This window comes from Hypericibacter terrae, assembly GCF_008728855.1.
Taxonomy (GTDB): Bacteria; Pseudomonadota; Alphaproteobacteria; order Dongiales; family Dongiaceae; genus Hypericibacter; species Hypericibacter terrae.
Genome location: NZ_CP042906.1, coordinates 1,189,850 through 1,216,109, shown reverse-complemented (window position 1 = coordinate 1,216,109; position 26,260 = coordinate 1,189,850). Strand labels below are relative to the sequence as shown.

21 protein-coding genes are annotated in these 26,260 nt (G+C 68.7%); 16 read left to right on the top strand and 5 right to left on the bottom strand.

From position 1 onward, the window contains the following. Window positions 1-2 precede the first annotated feature (2 nt). From murD to ligA, 13 genes are all read left to right on the top strand, one after another. Window positions 3-1,412 (top strand): UDP-N-acetylmuramoyl-L-alanine--D-glutamate ligase, encoded by a 1,410-nt coding sequence (gene murD, locus FRZ44_RS05640; RefSeq protein WP_151176262.1) that lies wholly within the window; start codon window positions 3-5, stop codon window positions 1,410-1,412. Beyond that, window positions 1,409-2,533 carry a putative lipid II flippase FtsW gene (gene ftsW / locus FRZ44_RS05635; protein ID WP_151176261.1) on the top strand — a complete coding sequence of 375 codons (1,125 nt, stop codon included), beginning with the start codon at window positions 1,409-1,411 and terminating at the stop codon, window positions 2,531-2,533. The genes murD and ftsW overlap by 4 nt, the downstream gene beginning before the upstream one ends. Beyond that, complete coding sequence (gene murG, locus FRZ44_RS05630; protein ID WP_151176260.1) at window positions 2,533-3,654, top strand: undecaprenyldiphospho-muramoylpentapeptide beta-N-acetylglucosaminyltransferase; 1,122 nt, start codon at window positions 2,533-2,535, stop codon at window positions 3,652-3,654. The genes ftsW and murG overlap by 1 nt, the downstream gene beginning before the upstream one ends. Further along, on the top strand, window positions 3,651-5,108 hold the full coding sequence (murC, locus tag FRZ44_RS05625) for a UDP-N-acetylmuramate--L-alanine ligase (RefSeq protein ID WP_151176259.1): 1,458 nt from the start codon (window positions 3,651-3,653) through the stop codon (window positions 5,106-5,108). Before murG ends, murC begins: the two co-directional genes overlap by 4 nt. Beyond that, entirely contained in the window at window positions 5,108-6,064 is a 957-nt protein-coding gene (gene murB, locus FRZ44_RS05620; protein ID WP_151180174.1) for a UDP-N-acetylmuramate dehydrogenase, read from the top strand. Before murC ends, murB begins: the two co-directional genes overlap by 1 nt. After that, window positions 6,061-6,975, top strand: coding sequence for a D-alanine--D-alanine ligase (locus tag FRZ44_RS05615; protein ID WP_151176258.1), 915 nt, complete (start codon window positions 6,061-6,063; stop codon window positions 6,973-6,975). The genes murB and FRZ44_RS05615 overlap by 4 nt, the downstream gene beginning before the upstream one ends. Beyond that, window positions 6,963-7,838, top strand: a complete 876-nt coding sequence (locus tag FRZ44_RS05610; RefSeq protein ID WP_151176257.1) for a cell division protein FtsQ/DivIB — start codon at window positions 6,963-6,965, stop codon at window positions 7,836-7,838. Before FRZ44_RS05615 ends, FRZ44_RS05610 begins: the two co-directional genes overlap by 13 nt. 82 nt (window positions 7,839-7,920) lie before the next feature. Then, entirely contained in the window at window positions 7,921-9,171 is a 1,251-nt protein-coding gene (gene ftsA, locus FRZ44_RS05605) for a cell division protein FtsA (RefSeq protein ID WP_225308560.1), read from the top strand. A 93-nt stretch (window positions 9,172-9,264) separates the two neighbouring features. Beyond that, a complete protein-coding gene (gene ftsZ, locus FRZ44_RS05600; RefSeq protein ID WP_151176255.1) occupies window positions 9,265-11,163 on the top strand; it encodes a cell division protein FtsZ in 1,899 nt (632 codons plus the stop codon). 206 nt (window positions 11,164-11,369) lie between these two features. Continuing rightward, window positions 11,370-12,305 (top strand): UDP-3-O-acyl-N-acetylglucosamine deacetylase, encoded by a 936-nt coding sequence (gene lpxC / locus FRZ44_RS05595; RefSeq protein ID WP_151176254.1) that lies wholly within the window; start codon window positions 11,370-11,372, stop codon window positions 12,303-12,305. Between the two features lie 205 nt (window positions 12,306-12,510). Then, window positions 12,511-13,323, top strand: a complete 813-nt coding sequence (locus FRZ44_RS05590) for an outer membrane protein assembly factor BamD (RefSeq protein ID WP_151176252.1) — start codon at window positions 12,511-12,513, stop codon at window positions 13,321-13,323. 7 nt (window positions 13,324-13,330) lie between these two features. Next, window positions 13,331-14,995, top strand: coding sequence for a DNA repair protein RecN (gene recN / locus FRZ44_RS05585; RefSeq protein ID WP_151176251.1), 1,665 nt, complete (start codon window positions 13,331-13,333; stop codon window positions 14,993-14,995). A gap of 13 nt (window positions 14,996-15,008) precedes the next feature. Then, window positions 15,009-17,180 carry an NAD-dependent DNA ligase LigA gene (gene ligA / locus FRZ44_RS05580; RefSeq protein WP_151176249.1) on the top strand — a complete coding sequence of 724 codons (2,172 nt, stop codon included), beginning with the start codon at window positions 15,009-15,011 and terminating at the stop codon, window positions 17,178-17,180. Window positions 17,181-17,291: 111 nt separating this feature from the next. Here the strand turns inward: ligA and FRZ44_RS05575 are convergent, their stop codons facing one another. Further along, window positions 17,292-19,259 carry an aminopeptidase P family protein gene (locus FRZ44_RS05575; RefSeq protein ID WP_318526388.1) on the bottom strand — a complete coding sequence of 656 codons (1,968 nt, stop codon included), beginning with the start codon at window positions 19,257-19,259 and terminating at the stop codon, window positions 17,292-17,294. 308 nt (window positions 19,260-19,567) lie between these two features. Here FRZ44_RS05575 and FRZ44_RS05570 point away from each other — a divergent pair, with 308 nt between their 5' ends. Together FRZ44_RS05570 and FRZ44_RS05565 are read left to right on the top strand one after the other, a co-directional pair. Next, complete coding sequence (locus tag FRZ44_RS05570; RefSeq protein WP_191908434.1) at window positions 19,568-20,227, top strand: DUF1127 domain-containing protein; 660 nt, start codon at window positions 19,568-19,570, stop codon at window positions 20,225-20,227. A 196-nt stretch (window positions 20,228-20,423) separates the two neighbouring features. After that, the gene (locus tag FRZ44_RS05565) at window positions 20,424-20,810 is read left to right on the top strand and encodes a hypothetical protein (protein WP_151176245.1); all 387 of its coding nucleotides are present in this window, start codon (window positions 20,424-20,426) and stop codon (window positions 20,808-20,810) included. On the opposite strand, the gene FRZ44_RS05560 is transcribed toward FRZ44_RS05565, so the two are convergent. The 4 genes from FRZ44_RS05560 to FRZ44_RS26970 all read right to left on the bottom strand — a co-directional run bounded on the left by FRZ44_RS05560 (window position 20,797) and on the right by FRZ44_RS26970 (window position 25,057). Continuing rightward, window positions 20,797-21,744 (bottom strand): 50S ribosomal protein L11 methyltransferase, encoded by a 948-nt coding sequence (locus tag FRZ44_RS05560; protein ID WP_151176244.1) that lies wholly within the window; start codon window positions 21,742-21,744, stop codon window positions 20,797-20,799. The genes FRZ44_RS05565 and FRZ44_RS05560 overlap by 14 nt on opposite strands. An 8-nt stretch (window positions 21,745-21,752) precedes the next feature. Next, a complete protein-coding gene (locus FRZ44_RS05555; protein ID WP_151176243.1) occupies window positions 21,753-24,095 on the bottom strand; it encodes an ATP-dependent helicase in 2,343 nt (780 codons plus the stop codon). Between the two features lie 77 nt (window positions 24,096-24,172). Continuing rightward, window positions 24,173-24,832, bottom strand: a complete 660-nt coding sequence (locus FRZ44_RS05550) for a dimethylsulfonioproprionate lyase family protein (protein ID WP_151176242.1) — start codon at window positions 24,830-24,832, stop codon at window positions 24,173-24,175. Window positions 24,833-24,880: 48 nt separating this feature from the next. Beyond that, window positions 24,881-25,057: a hypothetical protein gene (locus FRZ44_RS26970; protein ID WP_191908433.1), complete on the bottom strand. Its 177-nt coding sequence runs from the start codon at window positions 25,055-25,057 to the stop codon at window positions 24,881-24,883. Window positions 25,058-25,113: 56 nt separating this feature from the next. Between FRZ44_RS26970 and FRZ44_RS05545 the strand changes: the two genes are divergently transcribed. Then, complete coding sequence (locus FRZ44_RS05545) at window positions 25,114-26,256, top strand: succinylglutamate desuccinylase/aspartoacylase family protein (protein ID WP_151176241.1); 1,143 nt, start codon at window positions 25,114-25,116, stop codon at window positions 26,254-26,256. The last annotated feature ends 4 nt before the right edge of the window (window positions 26,257-26,260 follow it).

The following is a 26,260-nucleotide window of genomic DNA, read 5'->3' as shown; positions in this document are numbered from 1 at the left end:
GGGTGACCGATCTCATCCGAATCCCTGGGCTGGCCGGCCGCACCCTCGCCGTATTGGGCCTGGGCAAGTCGGGGCTCGTGGCGGCCAAGGCCCTGAAGGCCAGCGGCGCCACGGTCTGGGCCTGGGACGATTCGGCGGCGCAGCGTGCGCAGTTCGCGGGCGAAGGCATCGAGCCGGTCGATCTCGGCACCGCCGACTGGGCCCGCATCGACGCCCTGGTCCTGAGCCCCGGCATCCCCCATTCCTTCCCGAAGCCCCATCCGATCGCGGCCCAGGCCAAGGCCGCGAACAAGCCGATCATCGGCGATGTCGAGCTGCTGCTGCGGGCCCAGCCCCATGCGCGCCTCCTCGCCATCACCGGCACCAACGGGAAATCGACCACCACGGCGCTCTCGGGCCATATCCTCGGCGCGGCCGGCCGACAGGTCGCCGTCGGCGGGAATATCGGCACGCCGGCCCTGGCGCTCCCCGCGCTCGGCGTCGCCGGCATCTATGTGCTGGAACTTTCTTCCTATCAGCTCGAGATCACGCCCTCGCTCAAGCCGACGGTGGCGATCCTCCTCAACATCACGCCCGATCATATCGACCGCCATGGCGACATGGCGGGCTACATCGCCGCCAAGGAGCGCATCTTCCGGCGCCAGGGCGCGGACGACACCGCGATCATCGGCATCGACGACGAGCCCAGCCGCGCGCTGCGCGAGCGAATCGTCGCGCGCAAAGCCGCGCGAGTCGTGTCGATCTCGTCGATTCGCCCCGCACCCGCCGGAGTCTCCGGTGCCGGCGGCAAGCTGGTGGACGATCTCGACGGCAAGGCCGAGGCCGTGCTCGACCTCACGGGCGTGGCGACGCTGCCGGGCGAGCATAACTGGCAGAACGCGGCCGCCGCCTATGCCGCGATGCGGGCGCTGGGACTCCAGCGCACGCCGATCCTCGAAGGCATCCGGACCTATCCGGGTCTCGCCCATCGCCAGGAGCTGATCGCGACCATCGCTGGCGTGCGCTACGTCAATGACAGCAAGGCCACCAACGCCGACGCCACCCAGAAGGCCCTGGTCTGCTATCACCCGATCTATTGGATCCTCGGCGGCAAGCCCAAGGAAGGCGGCATCGAGAGCCTCAAGGCCCTGTTCCCGCGTATCGCCCATGCCTATCTGATCGGCGAGGCCTCGGCCGATTTCGCGCGCACGCTGAAGGGCCAGGTCGCGGCCACCGAATGCGGCACGCTCGACCGCGCGGTCGCGGCCGCCCATGCCCAGGCCCAGGCCGACGGCAAGGCCGGCGCCGTGGTGCTGCTGTCGCCGGCCTGCGCCTCCTTCGACCAGTTCGCCAATTTCGAGCAGCGCGGCGATGTCTTCCGCCAGCTGGTGCTCGCTCTCGAACCCGGCAACGGCCAGCGGAGGGCGTCATGACAACCGCCTTCGCCCGCAACGACCGCAGCATCCTGGGCCGCTGGTGGTGGACGGTCGACCGCTGGACCCTGGGTGCCATCGCGCTCCTGATCGCCATCGGCATGATGATGAGCCTGGCGGCGAGCCCGGCGGTCGCGACCCGCATCCGGCTCGACAGCTTCAGCCTGGTCCGCCACCATTTCGCGCTGCTGCCGGTCGCAATCGGGATCCTGCTGGCGACCTCGCTCATGAGCGTGCGCATGATCCGGCGCGTCGCCACCCTGGGCTTCTTCCTGTTCCTGGGCCTGACCGTGCTCACCCTCGTCACGGGCCAGGAGATCAAGGGCGCCACCCGCTGGATCGACCTCGCCGGCTTCTCGCTGCAGCCTTCCGAGTTCGTGAAGCCCTGCTTCGCGGTCGTGGCCGCCTGGATGTTCTCGGCCCAGCATGGGCCGGACCGGGTCCCGGGCAACCTGATCTCGATCATGCTCTATCTGGTCGTGGTCGCCGTGCTGATGGCCCAGCCCGACCTCGGCATGACCGTGGTCGTCAGCTGCACCTGGTTCGCGCAGTTCTTCCTGGCGGGCCTGCCGCTGCTCTGGGTCGGCACGCTCGCCGGCGTCGGCGTGGTGGGGCTGGTCGGCGCCTATTTCACCTTCCCGCATGTGACCGAGCGCGTGAACGGCTTCCTCAATCCGGCCGCCGGCGATACCTACCAGGTGGATCGCGCGCTGGACGCCTTCCGCAATGGCGGCCTCTTCGGCCAGGGCCCCGGCGAGGGCACCGTGAAGATGGTGCTGCCGGATGCCCATGCCGATTTCGTGTTCGCGGTCGCGGGCGAGGAGCTGGGCGCCATCGCTTGCCTCTTCATCGTGGCCCTGTTCGCCTTCGTGATGGCGCGCGGCATCGCCAAGCTGCTGCAGGAACGCAACCTCTTCGTGCTGCTGGCGGCCTCGGGCCTGCTCGTCACTTTCGGCCTCCAGGCCGTCGTCAACATGGCGTCGAGCCTGCATCTGATGCCGACCAAGGGCATGACCCTGCCCTTCATCAGCTATGGCGGCTCGTCGCTCCTGGCTTGCGCGCTGTCGATCGGCATGCTGCTGGCGCTGACCCGCCGGCGCGTCGCGATGGGGGAGGAATGATGAGCGGCCTCGCCCCCATCCTCCTCACCGCCGGCGGCACCGGCGGCCATATGTTCCCGGCGGAAGCCCTCGCGGCGGCGCTGCTGAAGCGCGGCCGGCGCGTCATGCTGGTGACCGACAAGCGCGGTCAGGGCTTCGGCGACCGGCTGCCCGAGGTCGAGACCCGGCGCATCCCGGCGGGCGCCCTTGCCGGCAAGCGGATTTCCGACCGGCTCAGCGGCCTGTTCCGCCTGGCCCAGGGCTATTTCGAGGCGCGCCGGATCCTGCGCTCGGCGAGGCCCTCCCTGGCGGTGGGTTTCGGCGGCTACGCCTCGGTGCCGGCCATGCTGGCCGCCGCGCACGCCAAGGTGCCGCTGCTGCTCCATGAACAGAATGCCGTGATGGGCCGCGCCAACCGGCTGCTGGCCTCGCGCGCCAACCGGATCGCCACCTGCTTCGAGCAGGTCGGCGCCCTGCCCGCCTCGGCGCAGGCCCGGGCCGTCCTGACCGGCAATCCGGTCCGGCCGGCCATCGCCGCCCTCGCCCACAGTATATATGTGGCGCCCCAGCCCGGCGGCGCCTTGGAGCTGCTGGTGATCGGCGGCAGCCAGGGCGCCCGGATCCTGTCCCAGGTGATCCCGGCCGCGATCGAGCGGCTGGGCGCCGGCGACCGCGCCCGCCTGCGTCTCGCCCAGCAATGCCGGGCGGAAGATCTGGAAACGGTGGCCGCCGCCTACCGCAGGATCGGCTTCGCCGCGGAGCTCAAGCCCTTCTTCGCCGACATGGCGGCCCGGCTCGCCCATGTCCATCTCATGATCGCGCGCTCCGGCGCCTCGACGGTCGCCGAGTTGCAGGCCGCCGGGCGGCCTTCGATCCTGGTGCCCTACCGCTTCGCCGCCGACGATCACCAGACCGCCAACGCCCGCGCCATGGCGACGTCGGGTGCGGCCTGGGTCATGACCGAAGCCGAATTCACGCCCGAGGCGCTGGCCGCGAGGCTGGCCTCGCTCCTGGCCGACCCGCAACAATTGGCGACGGCCGCCGCCGCGTCGCGCAGCCTCAGCCATCCCGACGCCGCCGAGCGTCTGGCCGATCTCGCCGAATCGCTGGCGCCGCTCGCCGCCGGAAAGGAGGCCGCATGAGGGCCCTTCCGCTCGACATCGGCATCCTGCATTTCGTCGGCATCGGCGGCATCGGCATGAGCGGCATCGCCGAGATCCTGCACAATCTGGGCTACCGGGTGCAGGGCTCGGACGCGTCCGACAGCGGCAATGTGAAACGCCTGCGGGCGCTGGGCATCCCGGTCGAGATCGGGCACAAGGCCGAGAATCTGGGCCAGGCCGAGGTGATCGTCGTCTCCTCGGCGATCAAGCCGGAGAACCCCGAGGTGATGGCGGCGCGATCGCGCTTCCTGCCGGTGGTTCGCCGCGCCGAGATGCTGGCCGAGCTGATGCGCCTCAAATGGTCGGTCGCGATCGGCGGCACCCACGGCAAGACCACGACGACCTCGCTGGTCGCCCAGCTCGTGGACGCTGCCGGACTCGATCCGACCATCATCAATGGCGGCATCATCAACAGCTACGGCACCAACGCGCGGCTGGGCTCGGGCGACTGGATGGTGGTCGAGGCCGACGAGTCCGACGGCACCTTCGTGAAGCTGCCGGCGACCATCGTCATCGTCACCAACATGGATCCCGAGCATCTCGATTTCTACGGCACGGTCGAGGCGATGAACCGCGCCTATGAGGAGTTCGTCAAGAACATCCCCTTCTATGGCTTCGCCGCGCTCTGCATCGATCATCCGGTGGTGCAGGCGATGATCCCGCGCGTCTCCGACCGCCGCATCGTGACCTACGGCATGAGCCCCCAGGCGGCCGTGCGTGCGATCAACATCGATATCGGGCCGGACGGCGCCACCTACGACGTGGTCATCCAGGACCGCCACCAGCAGGAAGAGCGCCGCATCGAGCGCGTCCATCTGCCGATGCATGGCGCGCATAACGTCCAGAACTCGCTGGCCGCCATCGCCGTCGCCCATGAAATGGGTATCGGCGACGACATCATCCGCAAGGGGCTGGGCTCCTTCGCCGGCGTCAAGCGCCGCTTCACCCGCACCGGCGAGGCCGGCGGCATCACCGTGATCGACGACTACGGCCACCATCCGGTCGAGATCGCGGCCGTCTTGCGCGCCGCCCGCGGCGCCACGCAGGGCCGCGTCATCGCCGTGGTGCAGCCGCACCGCTTCACCCGGCTCAAGAACCTGTTCGAGGAGTTCTGCTCCTGCTTCAACGACGCCGACGAGGTGATCGTCGCCGACGTCTACACCGCGGGCGAGGCGCCGATCGAGGGTGCCAATCGCGACGCCCTGGTGGCGGGGTTGCAGAATCGCGGTCATCGCCATGTCTCGCCACTGCCGTCGCCCGAGGCCCTGCCGGCGATGATCCATGAGCGGGCGCAGCCGGGCGACCTCGTGGTCTGCCTCGGTGCCGGCAGCATCACCTATTGGGCGAATGCCCTGCCCGAGCAGTTGAAGGCGTTGCAGGCGAGCCAGCCCAAGCCTCCCCAAACTATAGCGGGCAAGGGAGCGGGCGAATGATGGCCGCGATGAAGCGCTCCACCGATCCCCTGGCCGGATTGCCGCCCGTGCGCGGCCGGCTCACCGCCGATGCGCCCTTGGCCGGCATCACCTGGTTCCGCGTCGGCGGTTCGGCCGAGATCATGTTCCGGCCGGCCGACCGCGACGACCTGGCGACGTTCCTCGCGGGCAAGCCCGCAGACCTGCCGGTGACCGTGATCGGCGTCGGCTCGAACCTGCTGGTGCGCGACGGCGGCGTCCCCGGCGTGGTGATCCGCCTGGGCCGCGAGTTCGCCCGCATCGCCGCCGAGGGCGACCGGGTTCGCACCGGTGCCGCGGCACTCGACCTCAATGTCTCGATCGCGGCGCGCGACGCGGGCCTCGCCGGCCTCGAGTTCCTGTCGGGTATCCCCGGCACGATCGGCGGCGCCTTGCGCATGAACGGCGGCGCCTATGGCCGCGAGATGACCGACGTGGTGATCGAGGGCGAAGCGCTCGACGGCAGCGGCAAACTGCACCCGCTGACGCATAAGGATTTCGGCTTCAGCTATCGCCATTGCGATCTGCCGGAGGATTGGATCTTCACCGGCGCGCTGCTGCAAGGCCGGCGCGACGAGCCCGCCGCGATCCAGGCGCGCATGGCCGAGATCCAGAAGGCGCGCGAGGAGAGTCAGCCGATCCGCACCCGCACCGGCGGCAGCACCTTCGCCAATCCCGCAGGTCCCGAAGCGCGCGGCCGCAAGGCCTGGCAGCTCATCGACGAGGCCGGCTGCCGGGGCTTGCGCATCGGCGGCGCGCAGGTCTCCGAGCGCCACTGCAACTTCCTGATCAACACCGGCGAGGCGACCGCCGCGGATATCGAGACGCTCGGCGAAGACGTGCGCCGGCGCGTGAAGGAGAAGACCGGCGTGACGCTCGAATGGGAAATCCGCCGCATCGGCCGGCCCGCCACCAACGGTCCGGAGGTGCGCGCATGAAACGCGTTGCCGTATTGATGGGCGGACCCTCCGCCGAGCGCGAGGTGTCGCTGGTGAGCGGCAAGGCCTGTGCCGACGCCCTGCGCGCCGAAGGCTATGACGTGACCGCGATCGATGTGGGCCGCGACGTGGCGGCCCTGATCGCGGCGCTGCAGCCGCGCCCCGATGCGGTCTTCAACGCGCTCCACGGCCGTTGGGGCGAGGATGGTTGCATCCAGGGCGTGCTCAATCTCATGGGCATCCCCTACACCCACTCCGGCCTGCTGGCCTCGGCGCTCGCCATGGACAAGCCGATGGCCAAGCGCATCTTCGCCGCGGCAGGCTTGCGCTGCCCGGACGGCAAGCTCGTCACACGCGAGGAGTTCGCCAAGGGCGAGCCGCTGGCCCGGCCCTATGTGATGAAGCCCTATAACGAGGGTTCGAGCGTCGGCGTGCGCATCGTGCGCCAGGGCGACAATGTACCTCCGGCCTCGAGCTGGTCCTATGGGTCGGCGGCCCTGGTCGAGCCCTACATCGCCGGCCGCGAGCTGACCGTCGCCGTGATGGGCGACCGCCCGCTCGCCGTGACCGAGCTCAGATCCAAGACCAACTTCTACGACTACGAGGCGAAATACACCGACGGCATCACCCAGCATCTGGTGCCGGCGCCGATTCCGCCGAAAGTCTATGACGCTGCCCTGGCCATGGCGCTGGGCGCCCATCAGGCGCTGGGCTGCCGCGGCGTGTCCCGCAGCGACTTCCGCTATGACGACACGCAGGGCGGCGGACCCGAGCAGCTCTATCTGCTCGAGGTCAACACCCAGCCCGGCATGACGCCGCTCTCGCTGGCGCCCGAGCAGGCCAAGCATGTCGGCATCTCGTTCGGTGCCCTGGTGAGCTGGATGGTGGAGAACGCGCAATGCGACGTGTGACGGCTTCCGCCAGATCCCGGGCCGGCGCGCCGCGCGGCAAAACGAAGCTGCGGCGCGATCCGCGCAGCCTGCGCCGCCAGCGCCTGCAGCGTTACGCCCTCATCGGCGCCGCCCTCGCCACGGTTGCGGGCACGAGCTGGATGTTGTGGCCGAGCGCCTGGATCGAACGCCAGGGCGTGGCCCTCGGCGACGGGCTGGTGGCGCTGTCCGGAAAGATGGGCCTCACGCTGCAGAGCGTGGCGGTCGATGGCCGCCAGCAGACGCCGCCGGAGGAATTGCTGGCCGCGATCGGCGCCGATCGCGGCACCCCGCTCCTGGCCCTCGATCCCGAGGCGATCCGCGCCCGCGTCGAGACCCTGCCCTGGGTCAAGAGCGCCAGCGTGCGCCGCGGCCTCGACGGCACCCTCACGGTCCATGTCGACGAATTCGCGCCCTTCGCGCTGTGGCAGCGCGACGGCAAGTTCTATCTGGTGGATCGGCAGGGCGAGGCCATCGCCGCCGACGATCCCGGCCGCTTCAACCAGCTCCTGGTGCTGGTCGGCGACAACGCCCCGCAGCATGCCGCCGATCTGGTGACGATGCTGGGGCTGGAGCCCGAGTTGAAGGCACGCGTGCGCGCCGCCGTCTGGGTCGGCGACCGCCGCTGGAATCTGCGCCTCGACAATGGCGTGGACGTAAAGCTGCCCGAGACCAATCCGACCGCGGCCTGGCTCGAGCTGGCCCGCCTGGAGCGCGAGCAGGGGCTGCTCAAGCGCGACCTCTCGGCGATCGATCTCAGATTGCCCGACCGCATGGTGGTGCGGCTGGCGCCGGACGCGAAGCCGGTCGCCACCAAGCCCGCAGCGCCGGGGAGCGACACATGATTTTCGGGGGAGCGGGTCACGGCCAGAAGGCCGGGCCGGCAGGCAGCGAAAGACAGGGGCGTTGGGAATGAGGAAGCCAAGAATGGCATCGCGCAGCGGCACGGTCGCCGCGCTCGACGTCGGGACCAGCAAGATCTGCTGCTTCATCGCACGGCTGGAGGAAGACGGCCGCCCGCGCGTGACCGGCATCGGCCATCAGGTGTCGCGCGGCGTGCGCAGCGGCGCCATCGTCGATATGGAGCAGGCCGAGGCGGTCATCCTGAGCGCGGTCCACGCCGCCGAGGAGATGGCCGGCGAGACCATCCACGAGGTCATCGTCAATCTCTCGGGCGGCTATCCCGCCTCGCAGACGGTCGGCGTCGAGGTCCAGATCGCCGGCCACGAGATCGGCGACGGCGATCTGCGCCGCGTGCTGGAGCAGGGCGGCATGCTCGACGCCCATGGCGAGCGCCGGCTGATCCATTCGATCCCGATCCGCTACTCGATCGACGGCAGCAGCGGCATCCGTGATCCGCGCGGCATGTTCGGCGAGCGCCTCGGTGTCGACATGCATGTGGTGACGGCGCAGGCCGGCGCCGTGCGCAACCTGACGAGCTGCATCGCCCGCTGCCATCTCGAGATCGGCGCCCTGGTGGTCTCCCCCTACGCGGCCGGCCTCGCCTCGCTGGTCGACGACGAGCGCGATCTCGGCGTGACCGTGATCGACATGGGCGGCGGCGCCACCACCATCTCGGTCTTCTTCGACGGCAACGTCGTCTATACCGACATCGTCCCGGTCGGCGGTGCCCATGTGACCAACGACATCGCGCGCGGTCTCTCGACGCCGCTGGCCCATGCCGAGCGCCTCAAGACGCTCTACGGCAATTGCATGCTCTCGCCCTCCGACGAGCGGGAGATGATCACGGTTCCGCTGGTCGGCGAGGAGGACGCGGTCGAGGGCAACACCATCGCCCGCTCGATGCTGGTCGGCATCATCCAGCCGCGCCTCGAGGAGACCTTCGAGCTGGTGCGCCAACGCCTGGAGCAGAGCGGCTTCGACAAGATCGCCGGCCGTCGCGTCGTGCTCACCGGCGGTGCCTCGCAGCTGGCGGGCCTGCGCGAGCTGGCCTCGGCCGTGCTCGACAAGCAGGTGCGCATGGGGCGCCCGATCCGCATCGCCGGCCTGGCCGAAGCGACGGGCGGTCCCGCCTTCGCCACCGCCGCCGGACTTCTTGTCTATGCGCAGCAGGCCTACCACCGACTGCCGCGCACCGAAGGCCGTCATCAATCCCAACAAGGAGAGGCCGCCGGCTTCATCGGCCGGCTGGGCAACTGGCTCCGTGTCAATTTCTGATTTCACCCCATACCGGGCCCCTGGCAAGGCCCGGCATAACCGGCGCCGGATCAACCGGCGCCGACACACCCGTGTCATGAATGGAGGCCGTAAATGACTTTGAACCTGTCTCTGCCACACAACCCGCATGAGATTAAGCCGCGCATCACCGTCATCGGTGTGGGCGGAGCCGGCGGCAATGCCGTCAGCAACATGATCCGCTCGAATCTCGAGGGGGTCGAATTCATCATCGCCAACACCGACGCCCAGGCGATCGCGCAATCGCAATGCGCGCGACGCATCCAGCTCGGCCACGGCATCACCCAGGGTCTGGGCGCCGGCTCGCGCCCCGATATCGGCCGCGCCGCCGCCGAGGAATCGATCGATAGCGTGATCGAGGAACTGGCCGGCTCGAACATGGTGTTCATCACCGCCGGCATGGGCGGGGGCACCGGCACCGGGGCCGCTCCCGTCGTCGCCCGCGCCGCGCGCGAGCACGGCATCCTGACGGTCGGCGTGGTCACCAAGCCGTTCCACTTCGAAGGCCTGCACCGGATGCGTCTGGCCGACAGCGGCATCCAGGAACTGCAGCAATATGTCGACACGCTGATCATCATCCCGAACCAGAACCTGTTCCGGATCGCGACCGAGAAGACCACCTTCGCCGACGCCTTCGCGATGGCCGACCAGGTGCTCTATTCGGGCGTGCGCGGCGTCACCGACCTGATGGTGATGCCGGGCCTGATCAATCTCGACTTCGCCGACATCCGCTCGGTCATGACCGAGATGGGCAAGGCGATGATGGGGACCGGCGAGGCCGAAGGCGAAGGCCGGGCCGTGACCGCCGCCGAACGGGCGGTGTCGAACCCGCTGCTCGACGATGTGTCGATGAAGGGCGCCCGCGGCGTTCTCATCAACATCACCGGCGGCCCCGACATGACCCTGTTCGAGGTGGACGAGGCCGCGACCCGGATCCGCGAGGAAGTCGATCCCGAAGCGAACATCATCTTCGGCTCGACCTTCGACCAGAACCTCACCGGCAAGATCCGCATCTCCGTCGTGGCCACCGGCATAGAAGCCGCGGGCCAGGTCATGCCGCGTCCGGTCAGCCTCAGCCTCGTCGCGGCCGGTGGCCGCGTCGTCAGCACGCCGGCCCATCAGCCGGCCGAGGCGCCGTCGGTCCTGCGGGCCGAACGCCGCGACATGGTCGAGGCCCCGCCGGCCGCTGCCATGAGCGCACAGCCCTCCACCTCCGGCGCGCTGGCGATGGCGATGGAGACTCAGCCGGCACCGGCCATGACGGCACCGCGTCCCGCCATGGCCATGTCGGCCCCGGCGATGACGGCGCCCGCCATGACGGCACCCGCGACCGCCAGCCAGCCCCAGAGCGATGCGGGCATGTCGCTCGCCTACAATCTGGCGGCCACGCCTTCGCCGACCGTCGCAACGCCGGCGCCGATGCCGGCACCGACGGCGATGGCACCGATGACGGCGCCCCGCCATGCCGAGGAACGGCCCTTCATCGCGCCGCCCCCGGTCGAACGGGCGTCGATGCCGGCGCCGCGGGCACCCATGCCCACCATGACTCCGCCGGCCATGACGGCCCCGGCGGCACCGACGATGGCGGCTCCGGCCATGACCGCTCCCGCGGCCCGGCCGAGCCCCACGCCCACCGCTCCCGAAGCGCCGCGTCGCGGATCGAACCTCTTCGCGCGCGTGACCGGCAGCGGTGGTTTGTTTGGTCGGGCACCCAAAGCAGAGCCGGCATCCGCGCCGGCGCCGACGGCGGCTCCGGCCGCACCGGCACCGCGCCTGCAGGCACCGACCATGCCCACTCAGCCGGCGCCGCAGCCGGTTGCACCGCCTCGTGCCGCCACAACCCCCGCCGCGCCGCAGGCTGCCGAAGCGCAGCAGCGGCTGGCGGGACTGGATCCGAAGGACCGCATCGCCTCGACACGCGCCGAGGAAGAGTTCTTCGAAATCCCGGCCTTCCTGCGTCGGCAAGCCAACTGACCCCTTGGCCGGATTTTCGCCACGGGATTGATTGACTTCGGACACGGGTGCCACAGCTTTTCCCCCGGTGCCATCGCCTTTTCGATGGCACCGGGGCTCTTTCTTCCTCTAGGCTGGCAGTCGAATCAGAGCCGCTAGCCCGACGCGCAAAGCGGAGCTGGTTTCCGAGATCTTTCCAGATCGCTTCAGGGAACAGCCTCCCCCCAATGCCCGACAGCATCGCCGGCCCTACCGAATTCGCTGGATTCGCACGCCAGCGGACGTTGCGTAACAGCGTCTCCTGTTCGGGCATCGGCTTGCACAGCGGACGCGCGGTGCGCATGAGCATCCACGCCGCCCCCGCCGGCAGCGGCATCCGCTTCCTCCGCACCGACCTCAGCGGCGACAGGGCGATCATTCCCGCCGATTGGCGCCAGGTCTGCGACCTGCCGCTCTGCACGGCGCTCAGCAACGATGCCGGCACGCAGGTCGCGACCGTCGAGCATGTGATGGCGGCGCTCGCCGGTTGCGGCATCGACAATGCCGAGATCGCGATCGACGCCCCCGAGCTCCCGATCATGGATGGGAGTGCCGCCCCCTTCCTGTTCCTGATCGAATGCGCCGGCATGGTCGAGCAACCGGCCCCCCGCCGCGCGATCGCGCTCCTCAAATCCGTGGTGGTGGAGGACTCCCAGCGCCGCGTGGCGCTCCATCCGGCCACCGAATTCAGCGTCGAGATCGAGGTCGATTACGGCACCTGCGAGCTCACGCGCCAGAGCTACAGCGCCCGGGTCACGGCGGACGCCTTCCGCGCCGAGATCGCCCGGGCCCGCACCTATGGTTTCCTCGCCGATGCCGAAGCGCTTCGCGCGGCGGGCCTCGCCCAGGGCGCCTCGCTCGACAATGCGGTGGTGGTGTCGGAGGGAAAGGTCCTGAATCAGGGCGGCCTGCGCTATCCCAACGAACTGGCCCGGCACAAGGCGCTCGACGTGATCGGCGATCTGGCCCTGGCCGGCGGGCCGCTGCTGGCGCGCTTCGAGGGCCGGCGGTCCGGCCATAAGCTGCATCATCGGCTCCTCGCCGCGCTCTTCGCCGACTCCGAGGCCTGGGCCTGGGCTCCGATTCGCGAAGACCTGCCGATTCAGGTTTCGGCGGCCGAATAGCGCCGCCGACCTCCCGCACAAGGGCCGCCTTCCGCCATTTTTTGCGCTGTTCGAGCCTTGGCGCCCGGGGCTGAGGCCGGTTGCGCACCGGCGCTTGAGGGGCTGAGGCCGGGGCCCTATAGTCGGGCCCGGCGCCCGCCTGGGCCGAGCGTGAATTTATCAGCCAGGCCAGCGACTTGAATGTGTCGAGGCAAAGCAAGAACCGATGCCGTCCCAGTTCCTTCTCCGCCGGCCCGCCCTGGCCGCACTCGTGCTCCTGGCTGGCCTCGCGCTCAGCGCCTGCGGCTCCGACACGCCCAAGATTCCCGATCAGCCGCCCGAGGTGCTCTACAACCAGGGCTACGACCTGATCCAGACCGGGGAGTTCAAGAAAGCCGCGGCGATGTTCGACGAGGTCGAACGTCAGCATCCCTACTCGACCTGGGCGACCCAGGCGCAGCTCATGTCGGCCTATGCGCATTACGTCAACAACGAGTATGACGACGCGATCATCGGGCTCGAGCATTTCATCGATCTGCATCCCGGCCACCGCAACGCGCCCTATGCCTATTACCTGAAGGCGCTCTGCTATTACGAGCAGATCGTCGACGTCGGCCGCGACCAGAAGAACACCGAGCTCGCCTTGCAGAGCCTGGCCGAAGTGGTGGCGCGCTTCCCCAACACCGACTATGCGCGCGATGCCTCGCTGAAGCTCGACCTGACGCGCGACCATCTCGCCGGCAAGGAGATGGAGATCGGCCGCTATTACGAGACGCGGGGCCTGTGGGTCGCCGCGATCAACCGCTACCGCACCGTCATCGAGCGCTTCCAGACCACGACCCATGTGCCCGAAGCGCTGTCGCGGCTGGTCGAATGCTATCTCTCGCTCGGCGTCATGGATGAAGCCCAGAATGCCGGTGCCGTGCTCGGCTACAACTTTCCCGGCACGGACTGGTACCAGGACTCCTATGCGCTCCTGACCAGTCACGACCTCGAGCCGATGCGCAAAGAAGGCTCCTGGCTCAACAACATCTTCTGATCCGCGGATGCTGATCGGCCTCGCCATCCGCGATGTCGTTCTGATCGACCGGCTCGACCTTTCCTTTGCGCCGGGCCTCTCGGTGCTGACCGGCGAGACCGGCGCCGGCAAATCGATCCTCCTGGATTCGCTGGGGCTGGCGCTGGGCGAGCGCGCCGATGCCGGCTTGCTGCGCCCCGGTGCGGAGCAGGCCAGCGTCACCGCCGAATTCGATCTCCCCGCCTCCCATCCCGCCAACGCGCTGCTGTCCGAGCAGGGCCTCGCCGTCGAGCCGGCGCTCATCCTTCGCCGCCAGCTCGGCCGCGACGGCCGCAGCCGGGCCTTCGTGAACGACGAACCGGTCAGCGTCGGCCTGCTCAAGCGGCTGGGCGAAACGCTGGTGGAGATCGCGAGCCAGGCGAGCCAGTCGGGCCTCATGGATTCGGCCACCCATCGCGACCTGCTGGATTCCTTCGGCGGCCTGCGCGCCGCCGCGCGCCATGCGGCCTCCCATTGGCAGGAATGGCAGGGCGCCAAGGCCGCGCGCGAGGCCGCCGAGGCCAGGCTGGCGGCGGCACGGCGCGACGAAGACTATCTGCGCCATGCCGTGAAGGAGCTGGATGCGCTGGCCCCCGAAGCCGGCGAGGAGACCACGCTCGCCAACGAGCGCAGCCTGCTGATGAACCGCGAGAAGCTGGGCGAAGCCCTTTCGGCCGCGCTCGCCGCCGTCAGCGGCGATGGCAGCGCCGATGAACGACTGGCCCAGGCTCAGCGCCGGCTCGACCGCATCGCCGACAAGGCGGGCGAAGCTTTGCAGCCGGTGATGGCGGCGCTCGATCGCGCGGCCAGCGAGCTGGCCGAGGCGGTTCATGCGCTCCACAGCGTGGCCGCCGCCCTCGACGCCGATCCCAGCCGGCTCGAGAAGGTCGAAGAAAGGCTCTTCGCCCTGCGCGAGCAGGCCCGCAAGCATAACCGCGCCGTGGAGGCGCTGCCCGCCTTGCTCGTGGAGATGCAGGCCCAGCTCGAGGCGCTCGACGACCAGTCGGGCGGTCTGGCGGAGCTGGGTCGGCGCGAGGCCGACGCGGCCGCCGCCTATCGGAAATCCGCCGAGGCCCTGGCCAAGGACCGGGCCGAGGCCGCGCGCAAGCTCGACCGCCGCATCAATGCCGAGCTGGCCCCGCTCAAGCTCGACAAGGCGTCGTTCCGCACCCGGCTGGAACTGCTGCCGGAGACGCAATGGGGACCGAGCGGCACGGAGCGGGTGCATTTCGAGATCGCGACCATGCCCGGTGCCGAGCCCGGCCCGCTGGGCAAGGTCGCCTCGGGTGGCGAGCTCTCGCGCCTGATGCTGGCCCTGCGCGTCGTGCTGGCCGGGAGCGATCCCGTTTCCACGCTGATCTTCGACGAGGTCGACGCTGGCGTGGGCGGCGCCACGGCCGCCGCCGTCGGCGCCAGGCTGAAGCGCCTCTCCGACGATCTGCAAGTCATCGTCGTCACCCATTCGCCGCAGGTCGCGGCCCTGGGCGTCCATCACTGGCGCGTGCGCAAGAGCCTGGGCAAGAGCCCGCGCACCGAGGTCGAGCCGCTCGACGCCGCCGGCCGGCGCGAGGAGATCGCGCGCATGCTCTCCGGCGCCAAGGTCACGGACGAGGCGCGCGCCGCCGCCGACCGCCTGATGGCGGGCACCGCATGAACAGGACGCCGTCATGACGAAGAAACCCGCCGCGACGATCGCGGCCCTCCGCGTCGACGAGCTGACCGAGGCGCAGGCCGAGAAGGAGCTGGCGCGGTTGGCGGCCGAGATCGCCCATCACGACAAGCTCTACCATCAGAAGGACGCGCCCGAGATCTCGGACGCCGCCTATGACGCGCTCGTCAACCGCAACAAGGCGATCGAAGCGCGCTTTCCCGGCCTCAAACGCCTCGACAGCCCTTCCGCGCGCGTCGGCGCGGCGCCGGCCAGCGGATTCGCCAAGGTCACGCACAGCCGGCCGATGCTCTCGCTCGACAACGGCTTCAGCACGGAAGACGTCACCGATTTCCTCGGCCGCATCCGCCGCTTCCTCAAGCTGCCGGACGACAGCGATATCGAGATGGTGGCCGAGCCCAAGATCGACGGGCTTTCCGCGGCCCTCACCTACGAGAACGGCCGTTTCGTCCAGGGCGCCACGCGCGGCGACGGCAGCGTGGGCGAGGACATCACCCGCAACCTCGCCACCATCGCCGATCTGCCCAAGCAGCTTCACGGCCGCCATCAGGGCAAGCTCATCGAGGTGCGCGGCGAAGTCTATATGCGCCACGCCGATTTCCGGCAGCTCAACAAGACGCGCGAGGCCGACGGCGAAGCGGTCTTCGCCAATCCGCGCAACGCCGCCGCCGGCAGCGTGCGCCAGCTCGATCCCGCCATCACCGCGAGCCGCCCCTTGCGCTTCTTCGCCTATGCCGAGGGGGAGACCAGCGGCGCCATCGACGATTGCAAGACCCACTGGGATTTCCTCGAGCGCCTCAAGGAATGGGGCTTCACCGTCAATCCGCTGGTCAAGCGCTGCGAGGACGAGAAGGCGCTGCTGGCCTTCTACGAGAAGATCGGCGCGCAGCGCGCCAAGCTCGATTACGACATCGACGGCGTCGTCTACAAGGTGGACCGCCGCGACTGGCAGCAGCGGCTGGGCTTCGTCGGCCGCGCCCCGCGCTGGGCGCTGGCGCACAAGTTCCCCGCCGAGCGGGCGGAGACGCGGCTCAACGCCATCACCATCCAGGTCGGCCGCACCGGCGCGCTGACACCGGTGGCCGAGCTCGAGCCGATCACGGTCGGCGGCGTGGTGGTGTCGCGCGCGACCTTGCATAACGAGGACGAGATCGAGCGCAAGGATATCCGCGAAGGCGACTGGGTCGTGGTGCAGCGCGCCGGCGACGTGATCCCGCAGATCGTCGAGGTGATCAAGAAGCGCCGCCCGCGCGATTCCAAAGCCTATAAGTTTCCCACCAAGTGCCCCGTCTGCCACAGCCTCGCGATCCGCGAAATCGACGAGGCGGTGCGGCGCTGCACCGGCGGGCTGATCTGCCCGGCCCAGGCGGTCGAGCGGCTGCGCCATTTCGTGAGCCGCGGGGCTGCCGATATCGAGGGGCTCGGCGAGAAGCATATCCAGGCCTTCTGGGACGAAGGCTGGCTCAAGACGCCGGGCGACATCTATCGCCTGACGAATCACCGCGACGAGCTGGTCGCGCGCGAAGGCTGGGGCGAGCAGTCGGTCAAGAAGCTCCTGGATGCGATCGAGGCGCGCCGCCGGTTGCCGCTCGACCGCTTCATCTATGCGCTCGGCATCCGCCAGGTGGGCGAGCAGACCGCCAAGCTGCTGGCGCGCCACTACGAGACGCTGGCCGCCTGGCGCGACGCGATGATCGAGGCGAGCCAGGGCCTGAAACAGGCGATGAAGCAATCGACCGAGGATCTGCCTCTCGATGTCTGGCGCCTCGCCGGCAGCCTCAGCCCCGCCATCGGCGATCTCGACGCGATCGAAGGCATCGGCCCTTCAGTCGCCAACGACATCGTCGATTTCTTCGCCGAACCGCATAACCGCGAGGTGCTGAAGGATCTGGAGCGGGAGATCGAGGTCCCGCCCTTCAAGGCACCCAAGATCGGCAACTCGCCCGTCGCCGGCAAGACCGTGGTCTTCACCGGCACGCTCGAGACCATGGGCCGCAACGAGGCCAAGGCCAAGGCCGAATCCCTCGGCGCCAAGGTCGCGGGCTCGGTCTCCAGCAAGACCGACTATGTGATCGTCGGCGCCGACGCCGGCTCCAAGGCCAAGAAGGCCGCCGAGCTCGGCGTGAAGACGCTGAGCGAGCAGGACTGGATCAAGCTCATCGGCGGGTGAAGCGCTCCACCGTCACCCCCGCGAAAGTGTTTGGTTTCGGGGGCCCATGTCGATCCAGCGGTGTTGGCTGAGAGTTGGGTCCCCGCTTTCGCGGGGATGATCATGGAGTGATTACGCCCCCACCGGCCGCGTCGCCTGCGCGAGCCAGGTTGCCGTCGGCGCGTCCAAGAGCGGCGTCAGGCTCTCGCGCACGCGCTGGTGATAGGCGTCGAGCCAGGCGATCTCGTCCGCGGTCATGATCTTGGTCTCGACCAGCCGGCGATCGATCGGCGCCAGCGTAATCGTCTCGAAAGAGAGCATCGGGAGACCGCCTTCGGACGCCGGCTCGGACCGGACCGCGACCAGATTCTCGACGCGGATGCCGTAGGCGCCGGTCTTGTAGTAGCCGGGCTCGTTCGAGACGATCATTCCCGGCAGCAACGCCACGCGGTTGGGCACCTTCGAGATGCGGTGCGGCCCCTCATGCACGGCGAGATAGCTGCCGACGCCATGGCCGGTGCCGTGATCGTAATCGAGCCCGACCTCCCAGAGCGCGCGGCGCGCCAGCGCATCGAGCTGGCTGCCCGAGGTGCCGCGTGGAAACTTCGCCGCTCCCAACGCAATATGCCCCTTGAGCACGCGGGTGAAACGGTCGCGCATCTCGGGGCTCGGCGTGCCGATCGCGATGGTGCGGGTGATGTCGGTGGTGCCGTCGAGATATTGCGCGCCGGAATCGAGCAGGAACAGCTCGCCGGCCTGGAGCTTGCGATTGGTCCGCGGGCTCGAGCGGTAATGGACGATGGCGCCGTTGGGTCCGGCGCCCGAGATGGTGTCGAAGCTGAAATCGCGGAACAGCTCGCCCATGCGCCGGAACTGCGCCAGCTTCTCGACGGCGATGAGCTCGTCGACCTCGCCCTTCGCGGCATTGATATCGAGCCAGGCCAGGAAGCGCGTGACCGCGACGCCGTCGCGCCGATGGGCATTGCGCATTCCCGCGAGCTCGGTGTCGTTCTTGCAGGCCTTCGGGAGCGCGCAAGGGTCCTCGCCCATCACCGTCGAGGCGCCGGATGTCTTCAATTTCTCGACGATCCAGAGCGCAGCGGAACTGCGATCGATCAGGATGCGGCGATGCTCGTTCCCGAGCCGCTCGAGGGCGCGTCCGAATTCAGCGGGCGGCGACACCGACACGCCATTGCCGAGATGCGCCTCGAGGCCTGGCGCCAGCTTCAGAGGCTCCATGAAGAGCTCGACCGTGCCGTCGCGATGGGCCAGCGCGAAACCCAGCGGCAATGGCGTGCGCGGCACATCGGCGCCGCGCACATTGAGCAGCCAGGCGATCGAGGCCGGCTGGCTGATGACGGCGGCGTCGATCCCGGCCTTTTCCAGCTCGGCCCCGATCGCGGCCCGCTTGTCGGCCGCCTCGCGGCCGGAATATTGGATCGGATGGACCACCACCGGTGCGATCGGCGGCGCGGGCTGGTCGGTCCAGACCGCATCGACGGGGTTGCGCTCGCAGGCCACGAGCTGCCCGCCGCGCCGTTCGACCGCCTCGCGGATCGAGATCAGCCCGTCGGCCGTGTGCAGCCAGGGGTCATAGCCGAGCCGCCCGCCCGTGGGGAAATGCTGGCTCAGCCAGGCGTCGGCCGGCTCGTCGGTGATGTGCCGATATTCGTAAAGGGCGCCATCGACCTCGTCGCGGACCTGGAGCGTGTAGCGACCGTCGATGAAGACCGCCGCCCGATCGGCCAGGGCCAGCGCCAGGCCGGCCGAGCCGGTAAAGCCGGTGAGCCAGGCCAGCCGGTCGGCCCGGGGTGGGACATACTCGCCCTGAAACTCGTCGGCCCGGGGCACCAGGAAGCCGTTCAGATTCTGCCGGACCAGTTCTTTTCGCAGTGCAGCAAGACGCAGACCGCGGTCGGCGCCACGGGCCGCCAGCTCGACTGGCCGCCCGGCGGCTATTTCCTCTTCCAAAGCGACAAGCTGGCGCTCCAGCGCCGCATCGGGAGAGGGCGCGACCAGCGTCATCCAGTCCTTCGGCCGCTCGCTCCGGGGCGCCGAGACGACGCCCGCGACCAGATGGCGCAGCTTATTGATATCCAAACGGGATCCCGACAATTTCAGGAGCGCCGCCATGGCGGCATCGCCCTCATAACGGGGGGATTGGAGGGGCTGATTCACACTCGGTTCTCCTGCCATTCGGGATCGGTCATAAGAGCGTCTTGCGGCTGCCGCAAGATTTCCTCATTCGTTAACGTGATATGCAAAAATCGTCAATAATGTGTCAATGTATGCGCTCAAGGCATTACTGCAATGCAGCAAAACCGCTGCCTAAACCTGAAGCTTCTTCCTATATTTGCCACCGTAAGCGCAGGGCAATAGCGCCCAGGAAAGATGATCGGATCTCGAAAATGACTCGCTTGATGGATATGGAACTGGCGACGGACAGCCGCGCGACGATGCCGGCCTCTGTCGCTTCTGTCGATGGCTTTGCTCGCATTGCTGCCTTCGGCCGTTCGCTGGTCACTCGCTGGCGGCACGCGGCCCGGAAGCACCAGGTGCTGCAGGAGCTCGGGGTGCTGAACGAGCGGATGCTGGCCGATGTCGGCCTGACCCGCGGCGACAGCGAGCGCGTGGCCGAGCTGACCGCTCAGGCCTATGCCCCGATCGACGGGACCCTGTTCCAGGAAATCCAGTCGCTGGTCCAGGATCTCGTGGTTCGCCCGGTGGCCCGTCTCGCCCGCCGTCGTCGCGCCTATCATAACCTGATGGCGCTCGACGATCGCATGCTCCGCGACATCGGCCTGACCCGGGACGAGATCCCGGCGGTCGCGAAGACCCTGACCGGCGACGCGCCGGCCTGGTCGAACGACGCGGAAGAGGTCTCCACCATTCGCGTGTGGAACCGCTACCGGGCCGCCGCCAAGGAGCTGGGCCAGCTCGACAATCACATGCTGGCCGATATCGGCATCGCGCGTGGCGATATCGACTGGGTCGCCGAGGAGCTGGCGATCCGCTCGGTCCGTCCCGCGGCGAACGCCAACGACAGCTCGGCGCCCCGCGCCGCCTGACCTCCCGTCGGCGACCAAGTCGCTGACAATATTGGCTAAAACAGGACGACGGCTCGATCCTCGAGCCGTCGTCTTTGTTTTGCCTTAATGTTTTTTTAACTTACGGCTCGGGGAGCTTCACCGGTAGGGCCCAAGCCAACCGCTGTGCGATGTGACTCCCGCCGCAAAACAAGAAATTCTGTTGTGGGGGCGTGTGATGACGCGGCTTCGTTCGGCCTTGATGATGGGCATGACGGCATTGGCGTTCGCGATCCCGGCCACCGGCTGGGCCTCGCCGAAAGGGATCCAAGAGGTCCTGATGGGCTCGGAGATTCGCGGTCTCATCATCGGCAATACCTTGACCGGCGAGACCTCCAAAGCCGGCAGCTTCGCCTACTACTACAACAAGAACGGCACGATCCACGGCGCCGACTACAAGGGCACCTGGACGATCAAGGATAATGCCCTGTGCCTGACCGGCGCCGAGGAGACGCAGGCGCGCTGCTGGCGGTTCGGCCGCGACGGCCATAATTTCCAACTGATCCTCGACGGCAGCGTCGTCGGCACCGGATCGGTTCTCCCGGGCAATCCTAACGACCTCTGACCCGACGGCTGCGGGGCACCGCGGCCCTCGCTCGGGGCTTGCGCAGCAACAGCGCCGACCAGTCGCCATGATGCTGGCGCGCCTCGCAGCGCAGCCCCAGCGCGCGATGCGCGGCCAGAACCTCGTTCTCCTGCTCGATCAACAGCCCTGACAGGATCGCCCGCCCGCCCGGCATGAGATGGCGCGCGAGATCGGGCGCCATCTCGATCAAGGGTCGCGCCAGGATATTGGCGACGATGAGGTCGAAGGGTCCCGCCCGTTTCACCGCGGCGGCCGTGTAACCTTCGCTGCGCAACGGCCGGATCAGATCCCGCAATCTATTCCGTTCGGCGTTTTCACGGGTCACCGTCACCGCGTCCGGATCGTTGTCGGCCGCGATCACGGCCACGCCCCAGAGCTTCGCCATGGCCAGCGCCAGGATCCCGGTGCCGCAACCGAGATCGAGCGGCCGCGCGGGCGGCGTCGCCGCGAGCCGCTCGATCAGCTCGAGACAGCCGCGGGTGGTCTGATGGCGGCCGGTGCCGAAGGCGATGCCGGCGTCGATCTCGAGCGCCAGCTTGCCGCGCGGGATGGCGCCCCGATGATGCGAGCCGTGAACGAAGAAGCGTCCCACCTTGAGCGCCGGCAGCCTCGCCTGGCTCTCGGCCACCCAGTCGCGGTCGGGCAGGCGATCGAGCTGCCAGGCGCGCTTCTCCAATCCCAGGGACCGCAGCAGGGAAGCCAGCGCCTTGCGCTCGGGCCGGGCGGCGAAGAGGGCGTCGACGCGCCAGCGCTTGCCCTTGGCGCGTTCGAAGCGCAACAGCGCCACGGCGCTGGGTTCCAGCGCCTCCTCCAGCGCCTCGATCGCCGCGCCATCCCGCGCCGGCAGCTCGATGCGGAATTGCCAGAGAGGCGTGCCCGCGGCAGCGGCCCCGGAACCGGCGCGCTTCGCCATGCCCGGGATCAGCCCGCCTGGTCGGCGGGCAGGACGAAGCTCGCCATGACGCGTTTGGTGCCGGCCTTGTCGAACTGAATCTCGAGCTTGTCGCCCTCGGCGACGGTCACCTTGCCGTAGCCGAATTTCAGATGGAACACCCGGTCGCCGACGCCGAAGGCGCCCGAGGAGCGCGACGAGGACGCGGATTCGATCAGCCGCGGCGAGCGTTCGCGCGCGAAGGCATCGCGCCGGGAGCCGAACCGCGCGACGGTCGAGCGCCCCGCATTCCCGCCCGAGAAGAAACGTCCGAATTCGCGTCCGCCGCTCTCGCCGAGCCGGCCGCGCGACCATTCGTCCGTCTCCTCGCCGCCACGACCGGCGCCGTAGAGACCGGGATCGACGACCCGGTCGATCGCGTCCTTGGGCAACTCGTCCACGAAGCGCGAGGGGATCAGGCTCTGCCACTGGTTATGGATTCGCCGGTTGGCGGCATAGGAGACCCAGGCGCGCTTGCGCGCCCGGGTCAGCCCGACATAGGCGAGCCGCCGCTCCTCCTCGAGCCCGGAGAGGCCGGTCTCGTCGAGGGCCCGCTGATGCGGGAACACGCCCTCCTCCCAGCCCGGCAGGAACACATGGTCGAACTCCAGGCCCTTGGCGCTGTGCAGCGTCATGAGCGTGACCTTCTCGAGCGAATCGGTCGCGGCGTTCTCCATCACGAGGCTGACATGTTCGAGGAAGCCGCCGAGGGTCTCGAACTCGGCCATGGCGACGACCAGCTCCTTGAGGTTCTCGAGGCGCCCGGCGGCGTCGGGCGAGCGGTCGTTCTGCCACATCGCGGTATAGCCGGATTCGTCGAGCAGCCGCTCGGCCAGCTCGGTATGGGACAGATCGCGCGCGAAGCCGCGCCAGCGGTCGAGATCCTCCATGAACCGGCCGAGCGCGCGCTTGGCGGCCGGCTTGAGCTCGTCGCTGCCGACCAGCCGCAGCGCCGCCTCGGTCAGCGGCATGTCGTTGGCGCGCGCGAAGCGATGCAGCAATTGCAGCGTGCTGTCGCCGATGCCCCGGCGCGGGAGATTGACCACGCGCTCGAAGGCAAGATCGTCGGCCGGCTGATGCACCAGGCGCAGATAGGCGAGCGCGTCGCGGATTTCCTGGCGCTCGTAGAAGCGTGGCCCCCCGACGACGCGATAGGGCACGCCCGCGGTCATGAAGCGCTCTTCGAACTCGCGCATCTGATAGCCGGCGCGCACCAGGATCGCGATCTGGCCGAGCGAGCCGCCGCGCCGCTCGATCGCCTCGATCTCGTCGGAGATGTAGCGCGCCTCGGCCTCGCCGTCCCAAAGGCCGCGCAGCAGCACCTTCTCGCCGGGATCGTCCTCGGTCCAGAGCGTCTTGCCGAGCCGGCCTTCGTTATGCGCGATCAGGCCCGAAGCCGCGCGTAGGATATGCTGGGTCGAGCGGTAGTTGCGTTCGAGCCGGACGATTCGGGCCCCGGGGAAATCCTCCTCGAACCGCAGGATGTTGCCGACCTCCGCACCGCGCCAGCCATAGATCGACTGGTCGTCGTCGCCGACACAGCAGATGTTGCGATATTTCTGCGCCAGCAGCCGCAGCCAGAGATATTGCGAGACGTTGGTGTCCTGATACTCGTCCACCAGGATGTAGCGGAAGCGCTGCTGATAGCGTTCGAGGATTTCGGGGCGCGTGAGAAAGATCGTCAGATTATGCAGGAGCAGGTCGCCGAAATCGGCGGCGTTCAGGGTCTTGAGGCGCTCCTGATAGGCACGATAGATCTCGGGCCCCTTGCCTTCGGCGAAATCGCCGGCTTCGGCCACGCCGATCTTGTCGGGCCCGAGACCCCGATCCTTCCAGCGCTCGACCTGATGCAGCACCGCGCGCGGCGGCCATTTCTTGTCGTCGATGTCGGCCGCCTGCACGATCTGCTTCATCAGGCGCAGCTGGTCGTCGCTGTCGAGGATGGTGAAGTTCGGCTTGAGCCCCACCACCTCGGCATGGCTGCGCAGAATGCGCGCGGCCAGGGCGTGGAAGGTGCCCAGCCACCAGCCTTCGACCGTGCGGTGAACCAGGGCCGCGACGCGGTCCTTCATCTCGCGCGCCGCCTTGTTGGTGAAGGTGACGGCGAGAAGATCGCCCGGACCGGCCTTGCCGGTGTTGAGGAGATGGGCGAGCCGCGTCGTCAGCACCCGCGTCTTGCCGGTGCCCGCGCCCGCCAGCACCAGCACGGGGCCGTCGAGCGCCTCGACCGCCTCGCGCTGGGTCTCGTTGAGCGCCGATAGATAGAGCGGCTCACGGCCGGCGCCAGGCGCCGAGCGCGGCTCGAAGGAGGGAGAATCGCTGTCGGAAGTCATCACGGACGGGCTTATAGCATGCCCGCCGGGCTCGATTTATGCGTTTTCGCGAGGGCTCCCCGCAGCCCCGAATCCGCTCAGGAGGGGAGGATCCTGGCGCCCGTCGCGAGATCGCCGAGCCAGAGATAGAGCGACAGCAAGGGCGCCGTCCCGGCTTCGGTCGCATGGACCATGCCCGAAGCGTGATGCACGAGATCGCCCGCCTGCCGCTCGCGCCATTTCTCCTCGCCGCGCAGCCAGCGCGCCGGCGCCAGCGGCACATAGAGCTCCTCCGCGGGATGCGCATGGGCCGGATAGAGCGTGCCCGGTGCCAGAAGCAGCACGCCGAAGGCGAGTCGATCGCTGACCATCAGGCTCGGCACATTGGCGGGACCGACGAACTGCGCGTAGCCGTAGCGGTCCAGGAAATCGCTGGAGGGCGGTCGATCGCGATAGCTCTGGGTCCAGCGCAAAGCGGGCGCCATCTTCGACAGCGGCTCGGCCAGATCGGGCACGCCTTCCCGCGCGGCCTCGAGCGCCTCGGGCAGCGTCTTCAGCACGGCCAGGGGGAATTCGGGGTGGGCGCCGCCATCGGGAATCTGGACGGGCCCGTGGAGCCCCGCGAGGCCGGCCTCGAAACGCTCACAGGCGTCGATCGGAAAATCGCTGCCCTGATGCAGCCGGGACCGCAAGGCCGCCACGAGGGCGTCGAAGGCATCCTGGGTTACGGGAGAGCGGCGCGATTCTGGTTTCTGCATCTTATCTGTGAATTAGGCGGCGAGGTGCGATCTGGCAAGGGAGGGATTCTATCGGCCTTCCAAAGAGACCATGAGAATGTCCGGCACCGTCATCACATCGACGTCACCTTTCCCGTTCTTGCCCCCGAGGCCCGCTGTTGCCGCGGCCGGTGTCGATTCCGCGCCGGATATGATAACGATGGATTCCAACATGGCCGCCACGGCGTTCGCCGGATTGGCGCCCACGCCATCTCCAACGCCGCACGCCCTCTGCGGTTCCACGGAATCAGGGACCCTGTTCCATGACCAAGACCACCGAACGCATCGCCCTGGTGTCGCCCAGCCCCGGCACCCAGCGTCACCTGCTGGCGCATCGCTATGGCCGGCCGGGGGCGCGGCCCAAGGCCTATCTGCAGGCCTCGATCCATGCCGACGAAACCCCGGCCATGCTCGTCGCCCATCATCTCATGAAATTGCTCGACGAGGCCGACGCCGAAGGCGCCATCGCCGGCGAGATCATCCTGGTGCCGGTCGCCAATCCGATCGGCCTGTCCCAGAGCCTGAACGATCACCTGCTCGGGCGCCACGAAGCCTCCGGCGGCGGCAACTTCAATCGCAGCTGGCCCGACCTTTATCCAACCCTGCCGACGCGTGTCGCCGGCAAGCTTGGGCGCGATCCGGCACGGAACATCGACGCCGTTCGCTCCGCTCTGCGCGAGATCGCCGGCGAGCTCCAGCCCGGCAACGAGTTCTCGAGCCTGCGCGGCGCCCTGACCCGCCTTGCCGTCGACGCCGATATCGTGCTGGACATGCATTGCGACGACGAAGCGCTGATGCATCTCTATCTGATCCCGCAGCACTGGCCCGAGGCACGCGACCTCTCGGCCGAGATCGGCAGCCGCGCGACCCTGCTGGCGGCGGACTCCGGCGGCCATTCCTTCGACGAGACCTTCAGCACGCCCTGGACGCGGCTGGCGGCGGCAGTGGGGCCCGAGACACCCGTGCCGCCCGCCTGTCTCGCCGCGACCATCGAGTATCGTGGACAGGCGGACACGGGCGACGAGATCAACCGGCCGGACGCGCAAGCCCTGTTCCGCTTCCTGCAACGGCGCGGCCTGATCGCGGGCGATCCGGGGCCCTTGCCGAAGCCCCTCTGCGATGCCACGAGCCTGGACGCGACCGAGGTGCTGCGCTCGCCTGTCGCCGGAATCGTCTGCTATCGCCGGGCCCTGGGTGCCAAGGTCGCCAAGGGCGATGTGATTGCCGAGATCCTGAATCCGCTGGCGGAAGACCCGTCCCAACAGCGCCTGTCGCTTGCCGCCGGGACCGACGGATTCCTCATGACGCGCCGGCAGCACAAGATGGTCCGGCCGGGCAATTCGATCGGCAAGATCGTCGGCACCGAGCCTCTGGCCTCGCGCCAGGGTTACCTGCTGGAAGACTGAGCCC

What these genes read in the sequence shown, in the direction of transcription:
- ftsW (WP_151176261.1), top strand. Translation starts at nt 1,409, where the DNA reads ATGACAACCGCCTTCGCCCGCAACGACCGCAGCATCCTGGGCCGCTGG.
- murG (WP_151176260.1), top strand. Translation starts at nt 2,533, where the DNA reads ATGAGCGGCCTCGCCCCCATCCTCCTCACCGCCGGCGGCACCGGCGGC.
- murC (WP_151176259.1), top strand. Translation starts at nt 3,651, where the DNA reads ATGAGGGCCCTTCCGCTCGACATCGGCATCCTGCATTTCGTCGGCATC.
- murB (WP_151180174.1), top strand. Translation starts at nt 5,108, where the DNA reads ATGGCCGCGATGAAGCGCTCCACCGATCCCCTGGCCGGATTGCCGCCC.
- FRZ44_RS05615 (WP_151176258.1), top strand. Translation starts at nt 6,061, where the DNA reads ATGAAACGCGTTGCCGTATTGATGGGCGGACCCTCCGCCGAGCGCGAG.
- FRZ44_RS05610 (WP_151176257.1), top strand. Translation starts at nt 6,963, where the DNA reads ATGCGACGTGTGACGGCTTCCGCCAGATCCCGGGCCGGCGCGCCGCGC.
- ftsA (WP_225308560.1), top strand. Translation starts at nt 7,921, where the DNA reads ATGGCATCGCGCAGCGGCACGGTCGCCGCGCTCGACGTCGGGACCAGC.
- ftsZ (WP_151176255.1), top strand. Translation starts at nt 9,265, where the DNA reads ATGACTTTGAACCTGTCTCTGCCACACAACCCGCATGAGATTAAGCCG.
- lpxC (WP_151176254.1), top strand. Translation starts at nt 11,370, where the DNA reads ATGCCCGACAGCATCGCCGGCCCTACCGAATTCGCTGGATTCGCACGC.
- FRZ44_RS05590 (WP_151176252.1), top strand. Translation starts at nt 12,511, where the DNA reads ATGCCGTCCCAGTTCCTTCTCCGCCGGCCCGCCCTGGCCGCACTCGTG.
- recN (WP_151176251.1), top strand. Translation starts at nt 13,331, where the DNA reads ATGCTGATCGGCCTCGCCATCCGCGATGTCGTTCTGATCGACCGGCTC.
- ligA (WP_151176249.1), top strand. Translation starts at nt 15,009, where the DNA reads ATGACGAAGAAACCCGCCGCGACGATCGCGGCCCTCCGCGTCGACGAG.
- FRZ44_RS05570 (WP_191908434.1), top strand. Translation starts at nt 19,568, where the DNA reads ATGACTCGCTTGATGGATATGGAACTGGCGACGGACAGCCGCGCGACG.
- FRZ44_RS05565 (WP_151176245.1), top strand. Translation starts at nt 20,424, where the DNA reads ATGACGCGGCTTCGTTCGGCCTTGATGATGGGCATGACGGCATTGGCG.
- FRZ44_RS05560 (WP_151176244.1), bottom strand. Translation starts at nt 21,744, where the DNA reads ATGGCGAAGCGCGCCGGTTCCGGGGCCGCTGCCGCGGGCACGCCTCTC.
- FRZ44_RS05555 (WP_151176243.1), bottom strand. Translation starts at nt 24,095, where the DNA reads ATGACTTCCGACAGCGATTCTCCCTCCTTCGAGCCGCGCTCGGCGCCT.
- FRZ44_RS05550 (WP_151176242.1), bottom strand. Translation starts at nt 24,832, where the DNA reads ATGCAGAAACCAGAATCGCGCCGCTCTCCCGTAACCCAGGATGCCTTC.
- FRZ44_RS05545 (WP_151176241.1), top strand. Translation starts at nt 25,114, where the DNA reads ATGACCAAGACCACCGAACGCATCGCCCTGGTGTCGCCCAGCCCCGGC.